This is a genomic window from Bacillus sp. LL01 (assembly GCF_001037965.1).
Map to the genome: position 1 here is coordinate 49,955 of NZ_LFEL01000005.1, position 20,266 is coordinate 70,220.

Genomic DNA, 20,266 nt, shown 5'->3' on the forward strand with positions numbered 1-20,266 from the left:
TGCTTCTCCTTTTTGAGGGTTGGATTTCTTACTCATAATTATGATTGTATCACACAACTAAAAAGCACAGCTTCATAGACTGGCAAGCTGTGGTCTCATTTCTATTGTACTCCTCCAAAAGTCTTTAACTTCAAGTTATCGAGGGCTTCGTTCACCCTATCAAGGTCATGTATCCGTTTTTCCAAAAAGAACCGAACCACGAGGTCGTACGTTTCGCTTCCAGACAAAGAATAGCCCGCTACACCCAGCAGGTCCTCTGTTTCCTCTTTATCAAGTTCCAAAGCGAATGCCAAGGAAACCATCGTTGTCTTTTTGGGGCGGTAATTAGCATTGGAACGAATTTTAGAGAAGTGCTTCCGGTCCATGCCAGCCTTTTTATAGATGGTCGAATCCTTTACACCTTTTCGGTCAATATACTCAAATAACATCTGCTGCAACGTCGGCCTTCTATTATTTTCAATGAATTCCTCAAGCTCAAAGACTTCACTTTTTTCCTCAAGAATTGGAGATTCGTTGTAGCATATGAATTCCCTAACCTCCAAAACCTCTTGAATCTGATGCTGCCAAACGTATTCCTGCAGTTCCAGCCATAGTTCCTTATCTAGCATTTCCCCACCTCCAAATGTCGCTTTCAAAGCGACCATATAATGGATATTATTAGCTATTATTATAGCATGAAGGAGGATGATAAAAATGAATAAAAACTTAACAGAGATTATTTTTCTATTGGACAGAAGCGGGTCGATGTCAGGATTTGAGAGGGATACAATTGGAGGCTTCAACTCATTCCTGGAAAGGCAGAGCAAGCACGATGGGGAAACACGTGTGACCACTGTCCTGTTCGATGACGAGGTGGAAATCTTATGGAACGGTGTGAATGCGAAAAGCGTCACCTTAACGAGAGAGGACTATTATGTAAGGGGCTCCACCTCCCTATTGGATGCGGTGGGAAAAACCATTCTGGATGTAGGGGGCCGATTGTCCACCACACCTGAGACTGCAAGACCTAGTAATGTAATCTTTGTCATCACAACAGACGGCATGGAAAATTCAAGCATGGAGTTCACCTACTCGAAAGTAAAAGAGCTTATCCGCCACCAGCAGGAAAGGTACAGCTGGCAGTTCATCTTCATGGGAGCGAACATAGATGTGGCTAAGGAAGCGGAAAGCTTGGGGATACAGGAGGAACAGGCTTTCCAATTTGAGGCAACAGATAAAGGGGTCGAGGTCATGTATAATTCCGTATGTGAAATGGTATCAGAGAAAAGAATGCAGGTTGAAGATATGAATATAGAAAACTCATAGAAAATGAGATAATAAACAAAAAAGAACCCGTCAGTGCAACTCCTGAAACGGGTTCTCCTATTTTATAATACTACTTGGAGGTTGCTGCAAATAGCGCGTCCGTTCCAACCCATAATTCCGACTCTTCCACAAGTCTTGCCATCTGCAAAAGCATCTCTTCATTCCCGCGAGCAGCCATAAACTGAACACCTACAGGCAGACCATCCTGAGTCACATGAACCGGCAATGACATGGCAGGCTGACCAGTCAGGTTTGCTAGCTGTGTAAACGGAACTCTTTTCAAGCTTTCTTGCACTAGCTGTTCCACAATCCCCATTTTCTTGAGGAGTGTCGCGGATCCCAGTTTACCTGTGACTTGGAGAGCTATGCTTTCAAGAGGCTTCAGTTTATGGTCCCCGATTCTTGGAGGTGGAAAGGCGGTAGTTGGCGTGACATAGAGATCATATGTTTCATGGAAATCCTCCATCGCATATGCTGCTATATCCCATTCCCTCAGGCTAAGGACAAACTCTTGCGCCGACATGGATTTTCCGATTAAGGCAAGCAGCCAGGTCGCCGGCTCCACATCGTTCAAAGTAGCCTTTCTGCCAAGTATCTCCTCCAGCATGGATACCGAGGCACTTACTTCTCCAAAGTAGAGGGAGAGATAGCTATTGGCAATTTTCTTCCCATCCACCGGCGCTTCCACCTCTTCTACAGTATGACCCGATGACTCCAGGTACTTCAAAGTTTTTCTAACTGCCTCTACACAATCTGGATGGACTTCCGTTCCAATTGGTGATCTTGTGGAATAAGCAATACGCAACTTCTTCTCCAAAGGATGTTGTAGCTTATCTAAATAACTCCCTTCATACATTGGAGTGGAAAATGCCGCTCCTTTTTCATTTCCTTTCAAATCATCAAGGACTGCTGCACTATCTCGTACCGTCTTAGTCAACACATGCTCCACCGCTGCCCCCTGCCAAAAGCGGCCAAATTGCGGTCCGACCGGGGTCCTTCCCCTTGTAGGCTTCAATCCGAACAAGCCACAGTAGGCAGCTGGAATCCGGATGGAACCTCCCCCATCATTTGCCCCTGCTATCGGGACCATTCCTGATGCTACCGCAGCAGCAGACCCACCGCTTGAGCCTCCCGGAGTGTGCGACAGCTTCCATGGATTTCTGGCAGGACCGTAGACAACTGGTTCCGTTATTGCCATTAAACCGAACTCCGGCACATTGGTATGCCCTAAAGGGAGGAAACCGCTATTTCTTAGCCGTTTTACATATTCTGAATCCTTCTTTGCTCTATATTTTACTAAAGCTCTAGACCCTAGCGTTTTGGGTTCACCTTTAACTTCCTGACCAATATCTTTCAGAAGGATTGGAACTCCTGCAAACTGGCCGGATGTAGCATTCACGGCTGCAACCCTTGCCTTTTCGTACATCGTATGGATTACCGCATTCAACTGAGGGTTTTGTGTTTCGATTTCACTGACGGCCATTTCCAACAGCTCAATGGGTTTGACTTCCTTCTTTTGGACCAATTCAGCCAGTCCAAGTCCGTCATAGTTTTTGTATTCATGCTTCTTCAACGTTTATCACCTCTATATACTCTATTCCGCATTTAAGGTGATTAAACCTCTTCTTTCTTTACAGTCTCTCTTCCACATTTTCTGAGAATTTTTCGAGCTCTACACCAAAGCCCACCTAATAACATAGGCTATTGTACATAGCTTCATATTTTACATCTTGGGCTTGTTCGCCTTGGAGGGGAGTTTGGTATAGATGGAATTGACTGCTGCGCATTGGATGTATTTAGTGGGTACGTTGATTATTATTTTTACGATGCTGTTCAGGCATAATGTGGTGGTCCCTGCCATCTTGGTGACGTTCTTAGTGGGGTGGATTTTCAGAGGCTCGTTCACCTTTGGACTACAAACCATATTTAATGCCAGTCTAGTGGCAGCGGGAGAGCTTTTTAATATCTTCCTGATCATCGCCATCATGACAGCACTGCTTCATTCCTTAAAGTCGCTCGGTACAGATGAACAAATGATTACACCGTTTCAGAGGGTCATGAAAAATGGCCATATCTCCTTTTGGGTCCTTGTGTTTGTCACCTATGCAATTTCCCTATTTTTCTGGCCGACTCCAGCTGTGCCGCTGGTTGGGGCACTTCTCATTCCGGTTGCGATCAGAGCAGGCCTTCCACCAATTGGGGCGGCTATCGCCATATCCCTTGCCGGTCAGGGGATGGCCTTATCGTCAGACTATATCATTCAGATTGCTCCTTCTTTGACTGGGACCGCTGCTGCAGTGGATATAGGAACGGTAGCGGACCGTGGGTTTATTTTATCCATTATTACTGGCATAGTGGCAATCACTCTTGCTTATTTGTCCATACGCAAGCTCATTTCCCGTCCTTCCAATGATCATTTAGCTAGTTGGAATAACTCCGATAGTCAGACAGTGGCATCTTCTGAAACGAAAGACATGGGTAATGTGGAAAGGAGCAAGTACAGTTTTCTCTTCGCCATCCTTGTTCCCGGAACCTTTCTGGCCATCATCATTTATATGATTCTAGCTAAAATCTCAGATGTTCTTCCTTCACTAGAAGGTGGATCTGGTGCAGCGCTTATAGGAGGGGCCTCTCTCATTCTATTGATTGCCGCCTCCTTTTTCCGCAATGCCCGCTCCTCTCTTCAAAACGTCAGTGACAATATCGTCAAAGGCTTCTTGTTTGCCTTTAAGGCGATGGGACCGGTTATTCCCATTGCAGGGTTCTTCTTTATAGGCAGTGGGGAGCTTGCGGCAAAAATCTTTGGCACACCTGCTGAGGAGACTCCTTCTTTCCTGTTCGACCTCATCCTTGCCGGGCAGGCCTATATTCCGGAAAGCTCGTTTATTGCCGGTTTTGGAATACTGTTAATCGGCATGATTACAGGTTTAGATGGCTCTGGCTTCTCGGGACTTCCTCTTGTGGGGGCACTTTCAGGTGCACTTGGAAATAGTGTTGGAGTGGAAGTTGCAACACTTGCCGCCATTGGACAGATGGGGTCAATTTGGGTAGGTGGCGGTACGTTAATTGCCTGGTCCTCACTTGTGGCGGTTGCCGGTTTTGCTAAGGTTCCTGTGATGGAGCTTGTGCGGCGGAGTTTTGTACCGGTCATAATAGGGTTGATTGTGGCAACATTATTGGGACTGTGGTTGTTCTAGAATCATGTATGGCCTTCATTCAATTGTGGAGGCAACTGAAGTACCCAATAACTTATCGTCCTAATGATTTCTAGCTGTTGATTGGAGCAAAAGGCGAAGACTCCTGCGGGGAGGTAGCGACAATCTTGAGACCCCGCAGGGCGCAGCCCGAGGAGGCTCAAGGTCGCCCCGCGGAAAGCGCAGCCTTTTGTGGAAATCAACAGCGGTATAAACTAGATCATAAAAATAATATACTTTTTCAGTGGCCTCCGATTGTGAATCGGGGCCTTTTTCTTTGTCTTTTTGAAACCTTTTATACCGTCTGTCCGTATCTTATAATATACAAAATTCAAAACACTCTTTTCGGAGGTTCATGATATATGCTAAAAAAAATGATGAACTACTTAAATATCGGATCTCCTCATGTGGATCTTGTATTAGATAACAATGAATTAAAGCCTGGTGACAAAGTGACAGGTGCCTTTCATGTGGAAGGCGGATGGGCGAAGCAGCACATTAAAAGGTTGGAGTGCGATTTGGTGAAGGAATTCCAAGGAGATACGATTGAAACGGTAGACGCTGTTACCACCATCCTCATGTCCAAAAGCATGGACGCAAACGACAAGGAGGAATATCCTTTTTGCTATCAGCTACCTAAAGATATCGATCCTTCCACAGAATATATAGGCTACCGCTTAAATACAAGGCTTATCTTTCAGGATGATGTAAAAAGAATTGATCATGATGAGATTGTGGTTCTCGCTTTGGAATCAATGAAGGCCTGACTCCTTTTTGTGGAGGCAGGCCTTTTCATTTATATAACTTATTCTACTGTTGGTATTGTTAGTTTGTATTTACCGAAGCCGTTTAAAGCGGCTCCTTCGTATTGGATGGTTCCGTTTTCCGGTAGGGCGTCGACTGCGTTAGGTGAGGAGTCGAATGTCATGTTGACGGAATTGTTGATTGGCGCAAATGTCCAGTTACCGTCTGCGGATGGGTCGATTTCACCTTGCTCTAGGATGTAGTCAATGATTGCCTGTCGGTTTTCATCTGGATACATTTCCACATCTGTGTTGTTGCGTACTCCAGGGAAATTCCCGCTCGCACGGTAGTTGTTGGTGACGACGATGAATTCCTGCTCTAGGTCGATAGGCTCTCCATTGTACTCCAGCTTCTTAATGCGATTTGCCCCTTCGTTCACGATAACCCCGTCTTTGTTATATTTCGCAGGCTCGGTTACATCAATTTCATATGTGACGCCATCAATGACATCATAGTTATAAGTCGGGAAATCTCCGTCTATTAATGCTTGCTCGCTGCTGTTGTTTGGATCGATCTGCTTGAATTGACCCGCAGACATTTCCAACCACTCTTTTACATCAGCACCCGTCACTTTTACAGTAGCAACTGTGTTCGGATATAAATACAGATCAGCTACGTTTTTGATGGCAATTTCCCCTTCAGGAATATACGTATAGTAACTGGAACCGTTTCTCCCACCAGCTTTGAACGGTGCACCTGCTGATAATACCGGTGTCCCCTCATCCACTGTTCCTGCTAGTTGTTTTTCAATATACCATTTCTGTGCATTTGTTACGATTTGAATGGAAGGATCATCTTGAACTAATGCAAAGTAGCTGTGTATGTCCGCTGTCGTTCTTCCAACAGGTGTACGTACATATTCGACCGTTCCTTCATGCGCTTCTTTAATCGCATCCAGTATATCCTGATCCGCTTCTACCAGACTTCCATGTTCTTTTGAATAGATTGGCATTAAGTGAGAGTGGGAGTCTTTCACTTTCCAGTCACCTTTCACTTTTGAGAGAGTCAGGTCCATAATCCCTAGGTTGTTCCCCCAGTTGCCAGGCATCACGATCGGAACACCATTGATGGTACCTTTTTCAGCGTCCACGCCAGGCAGATCCATAAAGCCGCCCGGGAAGTTCAAATGATTATGACCTGTAATGATCGCATCAATTCCTTCCACATGCGTCAAATCATATGTTGCGTTCTCTTCCATTTCCGCATACTCAGCATCCCCAATACCGGAGTGGGCAAGAACGATGATGATATCAGCTCCTTCTTTTTTCATTTTAGGGATGACTGCTTCTACAGACTTGACGATGTCCTTCGTCACAACTTCCCCTTCTAGATGGGCTTTATCCCATTGAGTGATTTGTGGAGTAACAACACCGGTCACACCGACACGCAATACTTGATTTTTCCCTTTTTTGTCTTTTACCTTTTTCTTGATAATCTGATATGGTTGGATATAATGTTTGTTATTTTTCTTGCCATCATCCTTGAATACATTAGCACTTACATATGGAAATGGAGCGTCGTCCAACACTTCCTCCAAGAAATCCAAACCATAGTTGAATTCGTGATTTCCTAGCGTAGCCGCATCATAGTCAAGTAGTTCCATAGCTTGGAAAACAGGATGAACTTCTCCAGGCTGCAATACATCTACCTTCGCTTTGTAATCGCCAAGCGGATTTCCTTGAATAAGATCTCCGTTATCAAATAACAGGCTGTTTACTGACTCTTCACGTGCCTGTTTGATTAAAGTAGCCGTTTTTGCTAGACCGAATTCGTCGGTTTCTGCATCCTTATAGTAATCATAATTATGTAAGTGTGTGTGGATATCCGTCGTTCCCATCACTCTCAATTCGACATCATGCTTTCCTGCTTTTGGTCCCTTAGGTGCAGCCTCAGCTGAGTTGAACATGGATGGTGTGGCAAGCAATGAAAGTGCCATTGTTACAGCCAAAACCTTTTTTCCTAGTTGTTGGAAGCCTCTCTTCAAGGTAAACAGTCCCTTCTTTTTTGTGAAATAGTCATACTCTTCTAATTATAGAGAGTATTGCTAGTTTAGAAATAATCTGAAAGGACTGAATTTGACAAAAAACAACAAGGTATTCCCCCTAGTTTTCGGGTAATTATACTTATATTGTAAGACAACCCTTACAAAAACATAAATGAAAGCGAATACATATAAGTTAAATAGAAAATGCCTGTCTCACATCTAGAAGAAGCAGGCATTGTTTATGTATCTCCGTAAGTGCACTGCGTAAAGTGTAGGCCTGTGGGAAATAGCTTTAAACAGAGTTTTTCCCCATACCTACCAACCCCATCCTATATAAAGTAGGTGTCCAAATGAGTTAGGGGGCTAACTAGTTTTCACCCCGACACCACTTCCAGACATAGAAAAAAACCGCCCAGCGCACTGACACGCCAAACGGTTCTTCAACTCCATACTACTTTCGAATCTCCACGCGACCCTTCTCTCCAACTCTAACAGTGCCATCCTTGATCTCAACCGCTTCTCCAGCAGCCAAGTTCGTAAAGATGATTGGTGTAATGATGGATGTCGCTTCTTCTGACACAATGCGAAGGTCTACGTTCAGTAACGCTTGTCCTTGCTCGACTGTATCGCCTTGTTCTACTAAACTTTCAAAACCTTTACCTTTTAAGTTAACCGTGTCGATTCCGACATGCACAAGCACTTCGCGGCCTTCAGCCGTTTCGATGCCGATTGCATGCTTTGTCGGGAACAGATTCACAATCTTCCCAGCAACAGGAGATACCACCTTGCCGTCAGTCGGTTCGATGGCAAAGCCGTCTCCCATCATTTTTTGTGAGAAAATCTTATCAGGAACTTCAGAAATTGGTAGAAGTTTACCTGTCATCGGCATTACTACGTCAAACTTTGCTGAAGGTGAAGCAGCTATAGCGCTAGCATCCTTAGCAGCGCTATCAGAGCTTGCCGCCACCTCTTGCTTAACTGGCGTTTTCCCACTCAAAATATCCTGAATCTGTCCTTTAATTGTTTCAGAACGTGGTCCGAAAATTGCTTGGATATTGCGGTCGATTTGCATAACGCCCGCTGCACCTAATTTTTTCAAGCGCTCTTTATCCACTTGCTCAACATCTTTAACACTTACACGAAGACGAGTGATACATGCGTCTAGGTTTGTAAGGTTTTCTCTTCCACCAAGTGCTTCCAATACTCCGAATGGCAGTTCATCAACGGAACCAGAACCAGATTGAGCTTCCTCAGATTTCTCCTCACGACCTGGTGTCATCAGGTTGAACTTCTTAATCGCAAATCGGAATCCAAAGTAGTAGATAACTGAGAATACTAGACCAACAGGAATTACTAACCACCATGCAGTCGCATTTGGAAGGATACCAAATAAAATGTAGTCAATAACACCACCGGAGAAGGTCATTCCAATTTTAACATCTAAAATATGCATGACCATGAAGGATAGTCCTGCAAACACGGCATGGATGGCAAACAATACTGGTGCTACGAATAAGAAACTGAACTCAAGCGGTTCTGTAATACCTGTCAAAAATGACGTCAATGCCGCTGAACCCATGATTCCAGCAACATATTTCTTGTTTTCAGGACGAGCACAGTGATAGATTGCTAGCGCAGCTGCCGGAAGACCGAACATCATGAATGGGAATTTACCCGTCATGAACGTACCTGCAGTTAGCTCTGCACCGTCTTTCACCTGCTCCATGAAAATACGCTGGTCACCACGTACGATCTCCCCTGCCGCGTTCGTGTAAGAACCGAATTCAAACCAGAACGGTGAATAGAAAATGTGGTGCAATCCAAATGGAATCAGTCCACGCTCAATGACACCGAATATGAATGCTGCCAATGTACGGTTTGATTCTGTCATAAAATAAGAGAAGGTATTCAGTCCCTCTTGTGCGAACGGCCAAATGAAGTTCATGACCACCCCAAGAACAAGTGCGGATGCCGCTGTAACAATCGGAACGAAACGCTTTCCGGCAAAGAATCCTAAGTATGATGGCAATTCAATATTGTAAAATTTATTGTACATGAAAGCTCCGAGTACCCCGGCTATGATACCACCGAAAACCCCGGTCTGAAGGGTTGGAATTCCCAACACATTTGCCAGAGCAGGGTCCGAACCGACTTGGTCTGCTGTAACTCCACTGATAACACTCATCGTTACATTCATAATTAAGTAACCGATCATTGCTGCAAGGCCGGCAACCCCGTCCCCTCCAGCAAGTCCGATTGCTACCCCAATTGCAAAGAGTAATGGCAGGTTGGAAAAGACGATACTTCCGGCCTGTTCCATGATTTGAGCCAGTAGCACGAGTGAGTCTGCCTCGAGAAAGCCGAGACGGCTTGTTAGGTTCGGGTTTTGCATGGCGTTACCGAATGCAAGCAGGATTCCTGCTGCTGGCAGCAATGCGACTGGCAGCATGAGGGCTTTCCCGATACGTTGCAGTAAGCCAAATGATTTCTTAAACATTTGTTGTTCCTCCTAGGTATTTTTATATGCGTTTGTAGAACTTACGAAGAACTTCCTCTTAACTCCCTGTTGATTTTCGTTCCGGGTGTTCGCTTTCCGCGGGGCGGTGCTTGAGCCTCCTCGCTTCGCTGCGGGGTCTCAAGTCTACCGCTACCTCCCGCCGGAGTCTCACACCCTGCACTGCAATCTACAGGGGAAATTCGTTCACAAAACAACAAAAAGGCATGAGTCAAAAGAAAAGGTACACGAAGGAAAGGTAGATGGATTTCTACCGTATTTCTTCGTTTACGCTTTCTTCCGCTCATGCCTGCATAACCAGTAACACGTGAAAAAAGTGCTTGGGATATTTATTGTTTTGCAAGCCTTTGCAAATGTAGAGTCAGGTAAACCGCCTCTGCATCTGGAACTGGCTTGTGTAAGTTCTGCTGCATAATTTTTATCAATTTCCAAGCTAGATTGTAGCATACAGGATATTCGGCTTGCAACACTTTTGCGAGCGTTTCCTGATTTTCGGGACGGTTCTCGTCTTTTTGCACCCTTTCAATCGAAGCATGAAAATGGCGGATCAATCTAAGATAGTTCACATCTCCCTGATCAACAGAAATCTTTAGGGACTCCTCAATCACATCAACCATCCTGCTAATCAGCTGCGTATGCTTGTTTACCTCGGCCAAATCGCGGTTGGTCAACGCGCTATGGATATGCAAGGTGATGAAGCCTACTTCTCCAACAGGAACGGAGATATCCAACTGCTCATTCAGCCACTCGACAAGCTCCAGTGCCACCGAATATTCCTTGGGATATGCCAACTCCGTCTCAGTGAGAAACGGATTTTTAATATCCATCCCCTGCTGGATTCTTTTCACTGCAAAATAAAGATGGTCCGTTAATCCGACATGGATATGCTCATTAAGCCGGACTTCAAAACGCTTTTCAATCCGTTCTATACATTCATTCATCAAACCGATGAACGACTCTTCTATATAATTAAGTAACTGCTTGTATTGTTGCTGCTCCTCCTGATCACGCAGTACAAAGAACTTCTCGGCGCTCTCTTCGGATATATCTTCGCCGGTACGCTTGCCGAAACCGATTCCTTTCCCTGTCAGGATGACTTCATTGTACTCGGGGTGCGCAGCAATCAACACATTATTATTCAAGACTTTCTTTACACGCATGGCAATTCCTCCGGTGCATCTATAACTGCAATATATATAAAAGTACGCTACGATGCGTGCAGAGTCAAGCGAGCAAATTTAAGGGCGTATTTATCTTTCGGCAGGATTAGAAGATAAAATGTAAAAAACACTCAATTCCTGAGGCATTTTTTATTTATTATTTTATAGAATGTAATCTTAAAAGAATAATCCTTTCATCATTGAAGAAAAATAAAGGAATAAACATCTACTTTACACTTTTGGGGGTAAAATGCATGAATGAGAAATCCATCCGCTTAACATCCGCAGAAATCGCTTCACTATGGGCATCCTTTATGAATGATAGCATGGCTAAATGTATTTTGGGATTTATGATTAAATACATTCAGGATACGGAAATTAGACCCGTGGTTCAGTACGCTTATGAATTAGCATCTAGTCATTTGGAATATCTACATGACTTATTAGAACGGGAGGAGTTTTCGGTACCATATGGATTTTCGGAAAAGGATGTAAATATGAAGGCACCGTGGCTTTTTTCTGATATTTTTTGCTTAACTTATGTAAATCATATGGCCAGGACCGGACTTGTCGCATATAGCGGTTCTCTGGCCATGAGTTCACGAAGTGATATTTCCAGTTATTACACAAAAGGGTTAGCAGAAACAACAAAGCTGTTTAACCTCAGTAATCAAACTGCACTTTCCAAAGGTATGCTTGCAAGACATCCTTGTATAGAGGTTCCCAAAGAAGCAAAATATATTGATGGAAAAGATTATCTCAGTGGTTTGAATCCTTTCACAACTAAGCGACCTTTAAATGCAATTGAATTATCTCATCTTTATATGAATGTAATGACTAATTCAATTGGTATCCAGCTCACGCTCAGCTTCGCCCAAACCTCTACATTAAAGGAAGTACAGGAATATATGTTGCGCGGTAATGATATATCAAACAAACATATAGAGATTTTCACTAAAATACTACTAGATAATAATATCCCGACTCCTCGGCTACCAGATGTTAGTGTGAGTAATTCTGTCACCAGAACCTTTTCCGATAAGTTGATGATGTTTCATATGTCGTTACTAAGTGCCGCTGGAACAGGCAATTATGCTACAGCAGCTGCAGCAAGCCAACGAAGTGATCTTGCCATCAATTATGAACGGCTATCTTTAGAAATTGCTCAATATGCCAAGAGTGGAGCTGAGATTATGTTAAAGCACCATTGGCTGGAGCAGCCACCTGGTACAAAGGATCGCAGAAAGTTGGCTTTAGATAAGGATGGCTGAATATTGCAGATTTCAAGGGTGGTAGCAAAGTCCAGATCGCCTATGGATTTGAACAGGCTACGAAACATCGCAGGTCACCTTCACCTCCACTGAATTATTATATTTCTAGGCTCTTTTCTCAAAAAATTGTCTATTCCTAAGTATGTCTTAAAGAATCTCATTTTATTAGAATCCAAAGAATATGGTACAAATCTATGGCCCTTCCATTGATCTATTTCTTTCATCCCCTGTCTGATGGTGAAATAGCTATTGGCAATCTTTATGAAGAGCAAAGCCCGAAAAGGCTCAAGGTCGCCCCGCGGAAAGCGAAGCCTTTTGCGGAAATCCACAACGGCGTTTAACAGAGATTTAATAAAAGGACGCATTCCATCTAAACGGAATGCGTCCTTTTATGTTCTATACTTTTTCTCAATCTGCAGACTGCAAAAAATCCCCGATCACTTTTACATACTCCTCCGGCTCTTCCAGGTAAGGCATATGTGCACTCTGTTCGAATACATGAAACTTCCCATCAGGAGGTAAAGAACTGAAGTACTCTGTTGACTCAGGAGTTGCCTCATCGTACCGTCCACATGTGTAAAGTGTAGGGATTTGGATATCCTTTAATTCTGCGGTACAGTCAAAATCTATTAAATTTCCAGTCACATGGAATTCGGATGGTCCCCACATGATATTGTACACTTCCGGATTTTTATAGTCTGCCCCTTTTTTCAGGAACTCCGGAAACGGATCAAGTCTACATACAAAATGCTTATTGAACACCTTTGTTGCGTCCTTATATTCCTTCGAGTCAGTTCTGCCCTTTTCTTCACATTCTCTTAATGTCTGCTGCACATCTAGAGGTAACTGTTTCCGGTTTCTTTCCTGGTCCTCTGTCCACAACGGTGCACTCAAGCAAGGGCTTGAAAAGATGATGCTCTTCACGCCTTCCGGTTTAGATAAGTAATAGGCCGCAGCTAAAGTAGTGCCCCATGAGTGGCCAAGAATGTGGAATTCATTTAAAGAAAGTGCCTCTTTAATTTGCCCTAGTTCCTCCACAAAGCGGTCTAAGTTCCATAATGTGGTGTCAGTTGGCCGGTCAGATCCTCCACACCCCAATTGATCGTAGAAAATAACCGGACGGTCGTCTGCCAGAATCCGTAGGCCCTGCAAGGAATAATGCGAAGAGCCCGGTCCGCCATGTAATACAACCACCGGTGCTTTATCTGTGTTCGAATCATGTTTCTTATACCACACGTTCCCACCTGTCACTTCTATAAAACCCTCTGTTATGGACATCTAAATCTCCCCTTCTATTCTTACATACTTTTTACTACGTTAACTGCTTCAAATCTGTATCCGTAATTCTCCGACAGCAATTGCACTTGTTTTTTCTTCAATATAAAGTTCCTCCACTTTGAAAGGACGCAAAACATTTTTTATGGCCTGCAATTGTAGGTTTGAGATTAAAATCTATCATTCTCTTACCTCTCTCAGTCGTTTTAGGAGTTTCAAAAAAATCTTTTCATCTATCGCGGTGGCCCAAAACCCATCACAAAACCTTTCCCCTCGGACATAATACGTCAGGATTGCTTGTAATTCATCAAGAGAAGCAGCTGGAATAACAGATATATACTCGTCCGATAGCCCTTCTAAACAATTTACATAATCTCCTATTAACAAACCCGAAGTGTACACTTCATCAATGAAGTCTAAAAACTTACAATCATATTCTGGAAAAGCCATGAACCCCTCCTTAGGCTTCTCCCATTTGTAAAATTCTATGTTGTCCTTTTCAAAGTACGAATTATAGCTAAATAGATTATCCATATTCATCCATCAACTCCTTGACCATTTAATGCAATATAATAGGATGGGGCGCTTTGCCCAGGCTAGGCTGTTCTATTCCCATTCTCTACCCTTTCCTTTACCTTCCTCTGCAACGGCGTAAGTGTCCCGATTAAAGCTATGAAACTACTTGCCAGCAGGATTCCGCTCACGCCTTTAACCGCGACTATAGACAAAAGGCCAAAAATGAACAGGTCGAAAGCAGAATCAAGCACCGATATCAGGGAAAGAGTTGTGGCACGAATATTGGATGGAATCAAATCGTTTTTTAACTGGGAGTAGATTGGACCTCGTATCGCCTGACCAATTCTCAGGACGAAAAAGGCGCCGATGACCAGCCAGAGTGATTCGCCAAATAAAGCAGATAGGAATAATCCCAAGGCTGCCAAACCACCTGTGACACCCATTAATAGCTTTCTGGAAAAAATGCCTGTTAACCATCCAACCGACTGGGAGGCAACAAATCCCCCAACTGCCGCCAGTGCATACAAGACCCCGATCATCACAACCGGCAGGCCTGCATTGGTGAAAATCGGCTGATTGAAAGCTTCATAGACAGAATCAGCTGCTATGAACACGAGTGTAAAATTAACAAACAACAAGAGAAGAGTAGGCGCCTTTCGGATTACTTTGATACCCGAAGCCACCTGGGTAAATGGATTATCCCGATAGGAGCCACTGCTCTTTGGACTTTTTAAAAAGAAGATAAGTATCAGCTCAACTAGATGAAATACCATTCCCAAAACAATCAAAAAGACAAATTGCTCCTCCTGAAGGTCGCTTGCCAGATACGCGCCAAAAATAACAGCAAGAATCATCGACACGAATCCTGCCGATTGAATTTTGCCCATCGCCCGGTCCATCCGATGATGCTCATTGTCCTCTTTCAAAGACTCATAGATAAGCGCTTCATCTGCACCCGAGAAAAAGGTCACTGCAAAGCCGTTTAATCCACTGAACAGGAAAAACATCCATGGATCATGAGCGAAGACCAACAAGGTTAAACTCATGATTTTAAGGATAACTCCTATCAGAAAGGAAGCTTTTGCACCAAACCTGTCCGCTACCACTCCTCCCGGCACCTCTCCCAGTAGAACCGCCCCGCTCCAGAATATCTGCAGGAGAAGAATATGGGAGGGTTCCAGTCCCCGTGCGTAGTAGAACAAAGTCAGCACCGGCGCAATGAAATTGATGGTTCCGAAGAAGCGGACCCAGAACATGATTTTGATATTATGGGAAGAAATTAATTGATTTTTCATGAATGCTCCTGATTATGGATATATTATAGTTTAATAGGTTCTACCCTCTGTAATCTGAACCGGTCGTATTCCTCATTCGACTACAAAAGACTTGGCACTTTTTGGGTAGGCCCTTTCTATTTGAAGCAATTCCCACATGTTGATGCGCCCTTTTGAAATTTTCCCATAAAAGATAAGGCCAGTTTCCACATAATCCATATCCAAGTCTGCTCCGGTAATGGTGTATCCCTCGACCTTTGGATTACGTTTACTCTCTTTTAGAGAGACAGGTCTCAATCTCATCAGACGGAAACTCTGCTTATTTAGTTTTACTATCTCAAACAGACCTTCTACCGTTTGGCTATCTATTGCCATTTTGCCAGTTAACAATTTGCCAAGTTCCCGAAATTTCACACCAACAGCCCTGTCAGCATAAAAGTAGAACGAATTTGGTAATTGCACTGCATGGATAAACTGACTTTCTTCCTCTTTCAAATAATCTCCTAAGCCCGGCCACAGTGCATGGTTCCTGTTTCGTTTCATCCACTGAGTGAAGGATTTCAAGGTGCTTATAAAATCAGTGATTTGAGTTTTTGACATACTCTCAAACATATCAAAATATTCTTTTGCCAAAAGTTTTTTCCAGAACCTCTCATCTACATCCTTTAAATCTACAATTTGATTTCTTTTTAATACTTCATTGAGGTCTTGCAGGCTTTCCCGGTACTTCCGGACTGTATTCCCCTTTTTACCTGCAGTTTTTTCCTGGTAAAAAGCAAGAAAATCCCTGGCATATACCGGAAGATGCTCCAGCCCGAGGGCCTCTAAATCAGGAATATCCTTCTCTTGAAATTGAGTTGGATTATCTTTAGCCAATAAAGCCTCCAACACTTCGGGCGTATATTTCATCATCACTTCCTCGTAAGTCATTTCTGATTCCACCATAAGTGATTCTACTTTGTTTTTAGCACGATTTACTCCGTTTGGCTCTGTAAAAACCCTTACTCCATTGAAGTAATACTTACCATTATGCAACTCCAACAGCCCGACAGTCCCAATCTGCAATCCTAAATTACCCGGTACGTTCTCGGGAATATTCGCTAGGGGATACTTTTCTTTTGTTATTAAATCTTCAAATATGATGATATCACCCTTACTTTCAAGTGCATGAACTAGGCGAAATCTCAGACTCGTCCATATTTTTGCAATCGTCTTTAATTCTGTTTCCAGCTGGTTACCTTTTACCTTATAAAACCATTCAACTCCGCGAAGACTCTTTTCAAACCGGTGCATAAATAATGCAAAAAATGGAAACATCATCGATTTATCTCTTTCGCTTACAAAATGTCCTATCTTTTTTTCAAAACCGGCATGTAGATCTTCCATATCTTGACGGTCCAAATCCCGCATCACAAAATCTATCACCATCGTAGTAAGCACATGCTTCCGCTCATAAAAAAGCTTCTCCTGCAGTTTATCTTCATACCTCATCATACAGCACTTTTTATATTTTTTGCCGCTGCCACAGTGACAGAATTGATTCCGGCTGATCCCCATAGTGAAACAACTCTCCTTTGATTGACTAGTTCCATTTTAAAATAGAACCGGATAGGACGCAAAGGGGGAATAAAAGAAGGCACTCTCACATAGCCTTTTAAGTTTCATTACCTTCCCACAAAAAGGAAAGGTGAAAATATGATAATTCAGAGATTAAAAACACGCCAAATATGAAAACGTTTTATAGGCTGAGTTATCAACTATCCTCCCTTGAAGACAAGCTCACTAAGCCTCAAGATCTTCCGGAAAATTTTTTCATACTCCAAAAAAAACCGTTGACATCCTTTCAGAACCGTTATAAACTTAGCATCATTCAACAAACAAACTTATTTTCTTATCCAGAGAGGTGGAGGGAACGGCCCTTTGAAACCTCGGCAACAGGCTTCCATGTAAAGCACTGTGCCAACTCCTTCAAGCAACCAAGCTTGAAAAGATAAGAAGAGCATAAGCATGGACGACGCTAACCTCTTCTTACCTGTTAAGAAGAGGTTTTTTGTATTCCAAACCCGAGTTTTCCAATTGAATAAATCTTTTTTCTTATCCAGAGAGGTGGAGGGACTGGCCCTTTGAAACCTCGGCAACAGGCTTTTAATCAAAGCACTGTGCCAATTCCATCAAGCAGTAGCTTGAAAGATAAGAGAGAGCATCTACATACCGATGCCCTTTTCTTGTCTTTTCAAGAAAAGGGTATTTTTATTTTGGGCTCTCTTATACGCCCGTGTTGCTTTCCGCAAAATGCTTCGCTTTCCGCGGGGCGACCTTGAGCCTCCTCGGGCCTTGCCCTGCGGGGTCTCAAGATTGTCGCTACTCTCCCGCTGGAGTCTACGCTTTTTGCTCCAATCAACAGCTAGAAACCATTGCATTTTCTCATTTACATAAATAGGGAGGAAACATCATGATCACATTCAAAAACGTTAAAAAGGTCTACAAAAGTGGTGAGCAGGAAGTACATGCACTCGATGGCATCGACTTGAGCATTGAAGAAGGCGAAATTTACGGAGTTATCGGATTCAGCGGTGCGGGAAAGAGTTCCCTCCTAAGATGTGTGAACCTGCTGGAAAGACCTTCATCCGGTAAGGTTCTAGTTGGTGGAGCAGACCTCTCAAAACTCCCAGCCCACAAGTTGAGAGAAGCCAAACGAAAAATCGGCATGGTCTTCCAACATTTCAATCTGCTGAACTCCAAAACCGTCTATGAGAACGTGGCAATGCCCCTACTTATCAGCAATGTAAAGAAGGCGCACATACAAGCAAGAGTGGAGGAACTTCTGGATTTTGTAGGACTAAGCGATAAGAAGGAAAATTACCCGGATCAATTGTCCGGCGGTCAGAAACAGCGGGTTGGAATTGCTAGAGCCTTAGCCACACGCCCTTCCGTTCTACTTTGTGACGAAGCGACGTCTGCACTTGATCCGCAAACAACGAGCTCCATTCTTCAACTTTTGAAAAAAATAAACCTGGAATACAAAATCACCATCCTCATGATCACCCATGAGATGTCAGTCATCCGGGACATCTGTGATAAGGTGGCCGTCATTGAAAAAGGGAAAATCATTGAACATGGTTCGGTTTTCGATCTATTTTCCAATCCGAAAACCTCAACCGCACGGAACTTTGTCAGCTCGGTGCTGAATGATAAACTGCCGGCATCCATCCGGGAGCTCGTCAGTCAGAAGGATGATCATCAAGGCATCTACCGAATCAATTTTGTGGGTGCATCAGCAGGTCAGCCGTTCCTGTCCCAGGTCGCGAAAAAGTTCCATGTTGATGTGAATGTTCTTTTTGGAAACATTACGGAACTTCAAGGGGTACCTTTTGGCAATCTGATTGTCGAATTAAAAGGAGAGCCTTCCGAAATCAAACGAGCTTTATTTTATATCCAGCAAGAAAAAGTATTAGTGAAAGAGGTGAATGCACATGCGAGTTAGTTCCGATCAGATCATTGATGCATTACTTGAAACCTTATCCATGGTCAGCTTTTCCCTTCTATTCTCCATCCTCATCGGCTTACCGCTTGGTGTGCTGTTGGTTGTAACAAGAAAGGGACACATTCTGGAAAACACGGTTTTATTCAATTTTTTAAATCCGGTCATCAACGTTTTGCGTTCGATACCCTTCATCATATTATTGGTTGCCATCATCCCGCTCACCAGATTAATAGTGGGAACTTCCATTGGGACTGCAGCCGCTACCGTGCCTCTAATCTGTTATGCGGCACCATATTTTGCAAGATTAGTAGAGAATTCTTTGTTGGAAGTGGAACCCGGGGTTCTAGAAGCCGCAGAGGCAATGGGGGCTACACCAAAACAGATTATATTCCGTTTCCTGCTACCTGAAGCATTAAGCTCCCTGGTACTTGCCATCACCATCGCAACCATCGGACTGATTGGGGCATCTGCAATGGCTGGGGCTGTTGGAGGCGGAGGCCTTGGTGATCTCGCAATTACATATGGTTACCAGCAATTTGATGAAGTGACGATGTTCATCACTGTTGCCATGTTGGTTGTCATGGTGCAGGTCATTCAGAGTTCAGGAAACATTTTATCAAAAAAAATTAGAAGACGATAAGGAGAGATATACATCATGAAAAAATTACTCGGCCTTGCCATTTTAACCGTACTATTACTAACTGCAGTTGGATGCTCAAAAGACAACGAAACAATCAAAATCGGAGTTAGCGGCACAGACAACAGAATCTGGGACTTTGTTGCCAAGAAAGCAGAAAAAGAAGGATTGGAAATTGAGATTGTCACCTTCTCCGATTATGTACAACCAAATCTTGCATTAGCTCAAAAAGAACTCGATGCCAATGCGTTCCAGACCATCTCTTACTTTAATGCATTTATTAAAGAGCATGACCTGGACTTATCACCCATCGCAACAACCGTAATTGCACCAATGGGGCTTTACTCCGAGAAGTATGAAAATGTGGAGGATATCCCAGAAGGCAGTAAGATTGCCGTACCAAACGAAGCGACCAACATGGGGAGAGCGTTCCTTCTCCTTCAAGAAGCTGGATTGATTAAACTTCCGGACGACTTCGACGGAAACGGCTCGTTGGACAAAATTGTGGAGAACCCGAAGAACCTGGAAATCGTACCAGTCGTAGCAGGTCAGACACCTCGAGTATTACCTGACGTGGCAGCTTCCATCATCAATAATGGAATCGCAGTGGACGCAGGGTTGAACCCGACAGAGGATTCCATTTTGCATGAAAATGATACTGCTACACCATACATCAACATCATCGCGGTTCGCACAGAGGACAAAGATCGTGAGGATCTTCAAAAAATTGCAGAGTTATATCAAGAGGACGATGTGAAAGAATTCATTGAAAAAGAATACAAAGGCAGCACCATCCCGACGTTTGTTCCATTAAGTGAAATCGGTGTGGAAACTAATGAAGAATAAG

At 43.5% G+C, this 20,266-nt stretch carries 16 protein-coding genes and 2 riboswitches; of the genes, 7 read left to right on the forward strand and 9 right to left on the reverse strand.

Features of this window, described 5'->3' with window-relative positions; genetic code table 11:
• Positions 1-101: 101 nt before the first annotated feature.
• The gene (locus tag AB685_RS15285; protein ID WP_047971471.1) at positions 102-608 is read right to left on the reverse strand and encodes a hypothetical protein; all 507 of its coding nucleotides are present in this window, start codon (positions 606-608) and stop codon (positions 102-104) included.
• A gap of 85 nt (positions 609-693) precedes the next feature.
• Here AB685_RS15285 and AB685_RS15290 point away from each other — a divergent pair, with 85 nt between their 5' ends.
• Entirely contained in the window at positions 694-1,305 is a 612-nt protein-coding gene (locus AB685_RS15290) for a vWA domain-containing protein (RefSeq protein WP_047971472.1), read from the forward strand.
• Positions 1,306-1,375: 70 nt separating this feature from the next.
• Here AB685_RS15290 and AB685_RS15295 read toward each other — a convergent pair whose 3' ends face one another.
• Complete coding sequence (locus AB685_RS15295) at positions 1,376-2,878, reverse strand: amidase family protein (protein WP_047971473.1); 1,503 nt, start codon at positions 2,876-2,878, stop codon at positions 1,376-1,378.
• 193 nt (positions 2,879-3,071) lie between these two features.
• Between AB685_RS15295 and AB685_RS15300 the strand changes: the two genes are divergently transcribed.
• The gene (locus tag AB685_RS15300; RefSeq protein ID WP_047971474.1) at positions 3,072-4,502 is read left to right on the forward strand and encodes a hypothetical protein; all 1,431 of its coding nucleotides are present in this window, start codon (positions 3,072-3,074) and stop codon (positions 4,500-4,502) included.
• Between the two features lie 359 nt (positions 4,503-4,861).
• Positions 4,862-5,266 carry a sporulation protein gene (locus AB685_RS15310; protein ID WP_047971476.1) on the forward strand — a complete coding sequence of 135 codons (405 nt, stop codon included), beginning with the start codon at positions 4,862-4,864 and terminating at the stop codon, positions 5,264-5,266.
• 38 nt (positions 5,267-5,304) lie between these two features.
• Here the strand turns inward: AB685_RS15310 and AB685_RS15315 are convergent, their stop codons facing one another.
• The 3 genes from AB685_RS15315 to AB685_RS15325 all read right to left on the reverse strand — a co-directional run bounded on the left by AB685_RS15315 (position 5,305) and on the right by AB685_RS15325 (position 10,962).
• Complete coding sequence (locus tag AB685_RS15315; protein ID WP_047971739.1) at positions 5,305-7,209, reverse strand: bifunctional 2',3'-cyclic-nucleotide 2'-phosphodiesterase/3'-nucleotidase; 1,905 nt, start codon at positions 7,207-7,209, stop codon at positions 5,305-5,307.
• Between the two features lie 529 nt (positions 7,210-7,738).
• Positions 7,739-9,784 (reverse strand): glucose-specific PTS transporter subunit IIBC, encoded by a 2,046-nt coding sequence (gene ptsG, locus AB685_RS15320; protein WP_047971477.1) that lies wholly within the window; start codon positions 9,782-9,784, stop codon positions 7,739-7,741.
• 347 nt (positions 9,785-10,131) lie between these two features.
• Positions 10,132-10,962, reverse strand: a complete 831-nt coding sequence (locus tag AB685_RS15325; RefSeq protein WP_047971478.1) for a transcription antiterminator — start codon at positions 10,960-10,962, stop codon at positions 10,132-10,134.
• A gap of 254 nt (positions 10,963-11,216) precedes the next feature.
• On the opposite strand from AB685_RS15325, the gene AB685_RS15330 reads away from it, so the two are divergent.
• The gene (locus AB685_RS15330) at positions 11,217-12,233 is read left to right on the forward strand and encodes a DUF3231 family protein (protein ID WP_047971479.1); all 1,017 of its coding nucleotides are present in this window, start codon (positions 11,217-11,219) and stop codon (positions 12,231-12,233) included.
• Positions 12,234-12,641: 408 nt separating this feature from the next.
• Here AB685_RS15330 and AB685_RS15340 read toward each other — a convergent pair whose 3' ends face one another.
• The 4 genes from AB685_RS15340 to AB685_RS15355 all read right to left on the reverse strand — a co-directional run bounded on the left by AB685_RS15340 (position 12,642) and on the right by AB685_RS15355 (position 16,855).
• On the reverse strand, positions 12,642-13,511 hold the full coding sequence (locus tag AB685_RS15340; protein WP_047971481.1) for a proline iminopeptidase-family hydrolase: 870 nt from the start codon (positions 13,509-13,511) through the stop codon (positions 12,642-12,644).
• Between the two features lie 177 nt (positions 13,512-13,688).
• Positions 13,689-14,048, reverse strand: coding sequence for a DUF6508 domain-containing protein (locus AB685_RS15345; RefSeq protein ID WP_047971482.1), 360 nt, complete (start codon positions 14,046-14,048; stop codon positions 13,689-13,691).
• Between the two features lie 56 nt (positions 14,049-14,104).
• Positions 14,105-15,319 carry an MFS transporter gene (locus AB685_RS15350; protein WP_047971483.1) on the reverse strand — a complete coding sequence of 405 codons (1,215 nt, stop codon included), beginning with the start codon at positions 15,317-15,319 and terminating at the stop codon, positions 14,105-14,107.
• Positions 15,320-15,391: 72 nt separating this feature from the next.
• Positions 15,392-16,855, reverse strand: coding sequence for an SEC-C domain-containing protein (locus AB685_RS15355; RefSeq protein WP_047971484.1), 1,464 nt, complete (start codon positions 16,853-16,855; stop codon positions 15,392-15,394).
• A gap of 331 nt (positions 16,856-17,186) precedes the next feature.
• A riboswitch (SAM riboswitch) is annotated at positions 17,187-17,295 on the forward strand.
• Positions 17,296-17,389: 94 nt separating this feature from the next.
• A riboswitch (SAM riboswitch) is annotated at positions 17,390-17,495 on the forward strand.
• Between the two features lie 255 nt (positions 17,496-17,750).
• Between AB685_RS15355 and AB685_RS15365 the strand changes: the two genes are divergently transcribed.
• The 3 genes from AB685_RS15365 to AB685_RS15375 are packed head-to-tail and all read left to right on the forward strand — an operon-like array spanning position 17,751 to position 20,265.
• Positions 17,751-18,782, forward strand: coding sequence for a methionine ABC transporter ATP-binding protein (locus AB685_RS15365; RefSeq protein WP_047971486.1), 1,032 nt, complete (start codon positions 17,751-17,753; stop codon positions 18,780-18,782).
• On the forward strand, positions 18,772-19,422 hold the full coding sequence (locus AB685_RS15370; RefSeq protein ID WP_047971487.1) for a methionine ABC transporter permease: 651 nt from the start codon (positions 18,772-18,774) through the stop codon (positions 19,420-19,422). Before AB685_RS15365 ends, AB685_RS15370 begins: the two co-directional genes overlap by 11 nt.
• A gap of 15 nt (positions 19,423-19,437) precedes the next feature.
• Complete coding sequence (locus AB685_RS15375) at positions 19,438-20,265, forward strand: MetQ/NlpA family ABC transporter substrate-binding protein (protein WP_047971488.1); 828 nt, start codon at positions 19,438-19,440, stop codon at positions 20,263-20,265.
• The last annotated feature ends 1 nt before the right edge of the window (position 20,266 follow it).

What these genes read in the sequence shown, in the direction of transcription:
- AB685_RS15285 (WP_047971471.1), bottom strand. Translation starts at nt 608, where the DNA reads ATGCTAGATAAGGAACTATGGCTGGAACTGCAGGAATACGTTTGGCAG.
- AB685_RS15290 (WP_047971472.1), top strand. Translation starts at nt 694, where the DNA reads ATGAATAAAAACTTAACAGAGATTATTTTTCTATTGGACAGAAGCGGG.
- AB685_RS15300 (WP_047971474.1), top strand. Translation starts at nt 3,072, where the DNA reads ATGGAATTGACTGCTGCGCATTGGATGTATTTAGTGGGTACGTTGATT.
- AB685_RS15310 (WP_047971476.1), top strand. Translation starts at nt 4,862, where the DNA reads ATGCTAAAAAAAATGATGAACTACTTAAATATCGGATCTCCTCATGTG.
- AB685_RS15315 (WP_047971739.1), bottom strand. Translation starts at nt 7,209, where the DNA reads ATGTTCAACTCAGCTGAGGCTGCACCTAAGGGACCAAAAGCAGGAAAG.
- ptsG (WP_047971477.1), bottom strand. Translation starts at nt 9,784, where the DNA reads ATGTTTAAGAAATCATTTGGCTTACTGCAACGTATCGGGAAAGCCCTC.
- AB685_RS15325 (WP_047971478.1), bottom strand. Translation starts at nt 10,962, where the DNA reads ATGCGTGTAAAGAAAGTCTTGAATAATAATGTGTTGATTGCTGCGCAC.
- AB685_RS15330 (WP_047971479.1), top strand. Translation starts at nt 11,217, where the DNA reads ATGAATGAGAAATCCATCCGCTTAACATCCGCAGAAATCGCTTCACTA.
- AB685_RS15340 (WP_047971481.1), bottom strand. Translation starts at nt 13,511, where the DNA reads ATGTCCATAACAGAGGGTTTTATAGAAGTGACAGGTGGGAACGTGTGG.
- AB685_RS15345 (WP_047971482.1), bottom strand. Translation starts at nt 14,048, where the DNA reads ATGAATATGGATAATCTATTTAGCTATAATTCGTACTTTGAAAAGGAC.
- AB685_RS15350 (WP_047971483.1), bottom strand. Translation starts at nt 15,319, where the DNA reads ATGAAAAATCAATTAATTTCTTCCCATAATATCAAAATCATGTTCTGG.
- AB685_RS15355 (WP_047971484.1), bottom strand. Translation starts at nt 16,855, where the DNA reads ATGGGGATCAGCCGGAATCAATTCTGTCACTGTGGCAGCGGCAAAAAA.
- AB685_RS15365 (WP_047971486.1), top strand. Translation starts at nt 17,751, where the DNA reads ATGATCACATTCAAAAACGTTAAAAAGGTCTACAAAAGTGGTGAGCAG.
- AB685_RS15370 (WP_047971487.1), top strand. Translation starts at nt 18,772, where the DNA reads ATGCGAGTTAGTTCCGATCAGATCATTGATGCATTACTTGAAACCTTA.
- AB685_RS15375 (WP_047971488.1), top strand. Translation starts at nt 19,438, where the DNA reads ATGAAAAAATTACTCGGCCTTGCCATTTTAACCGTACTATTACTAACT.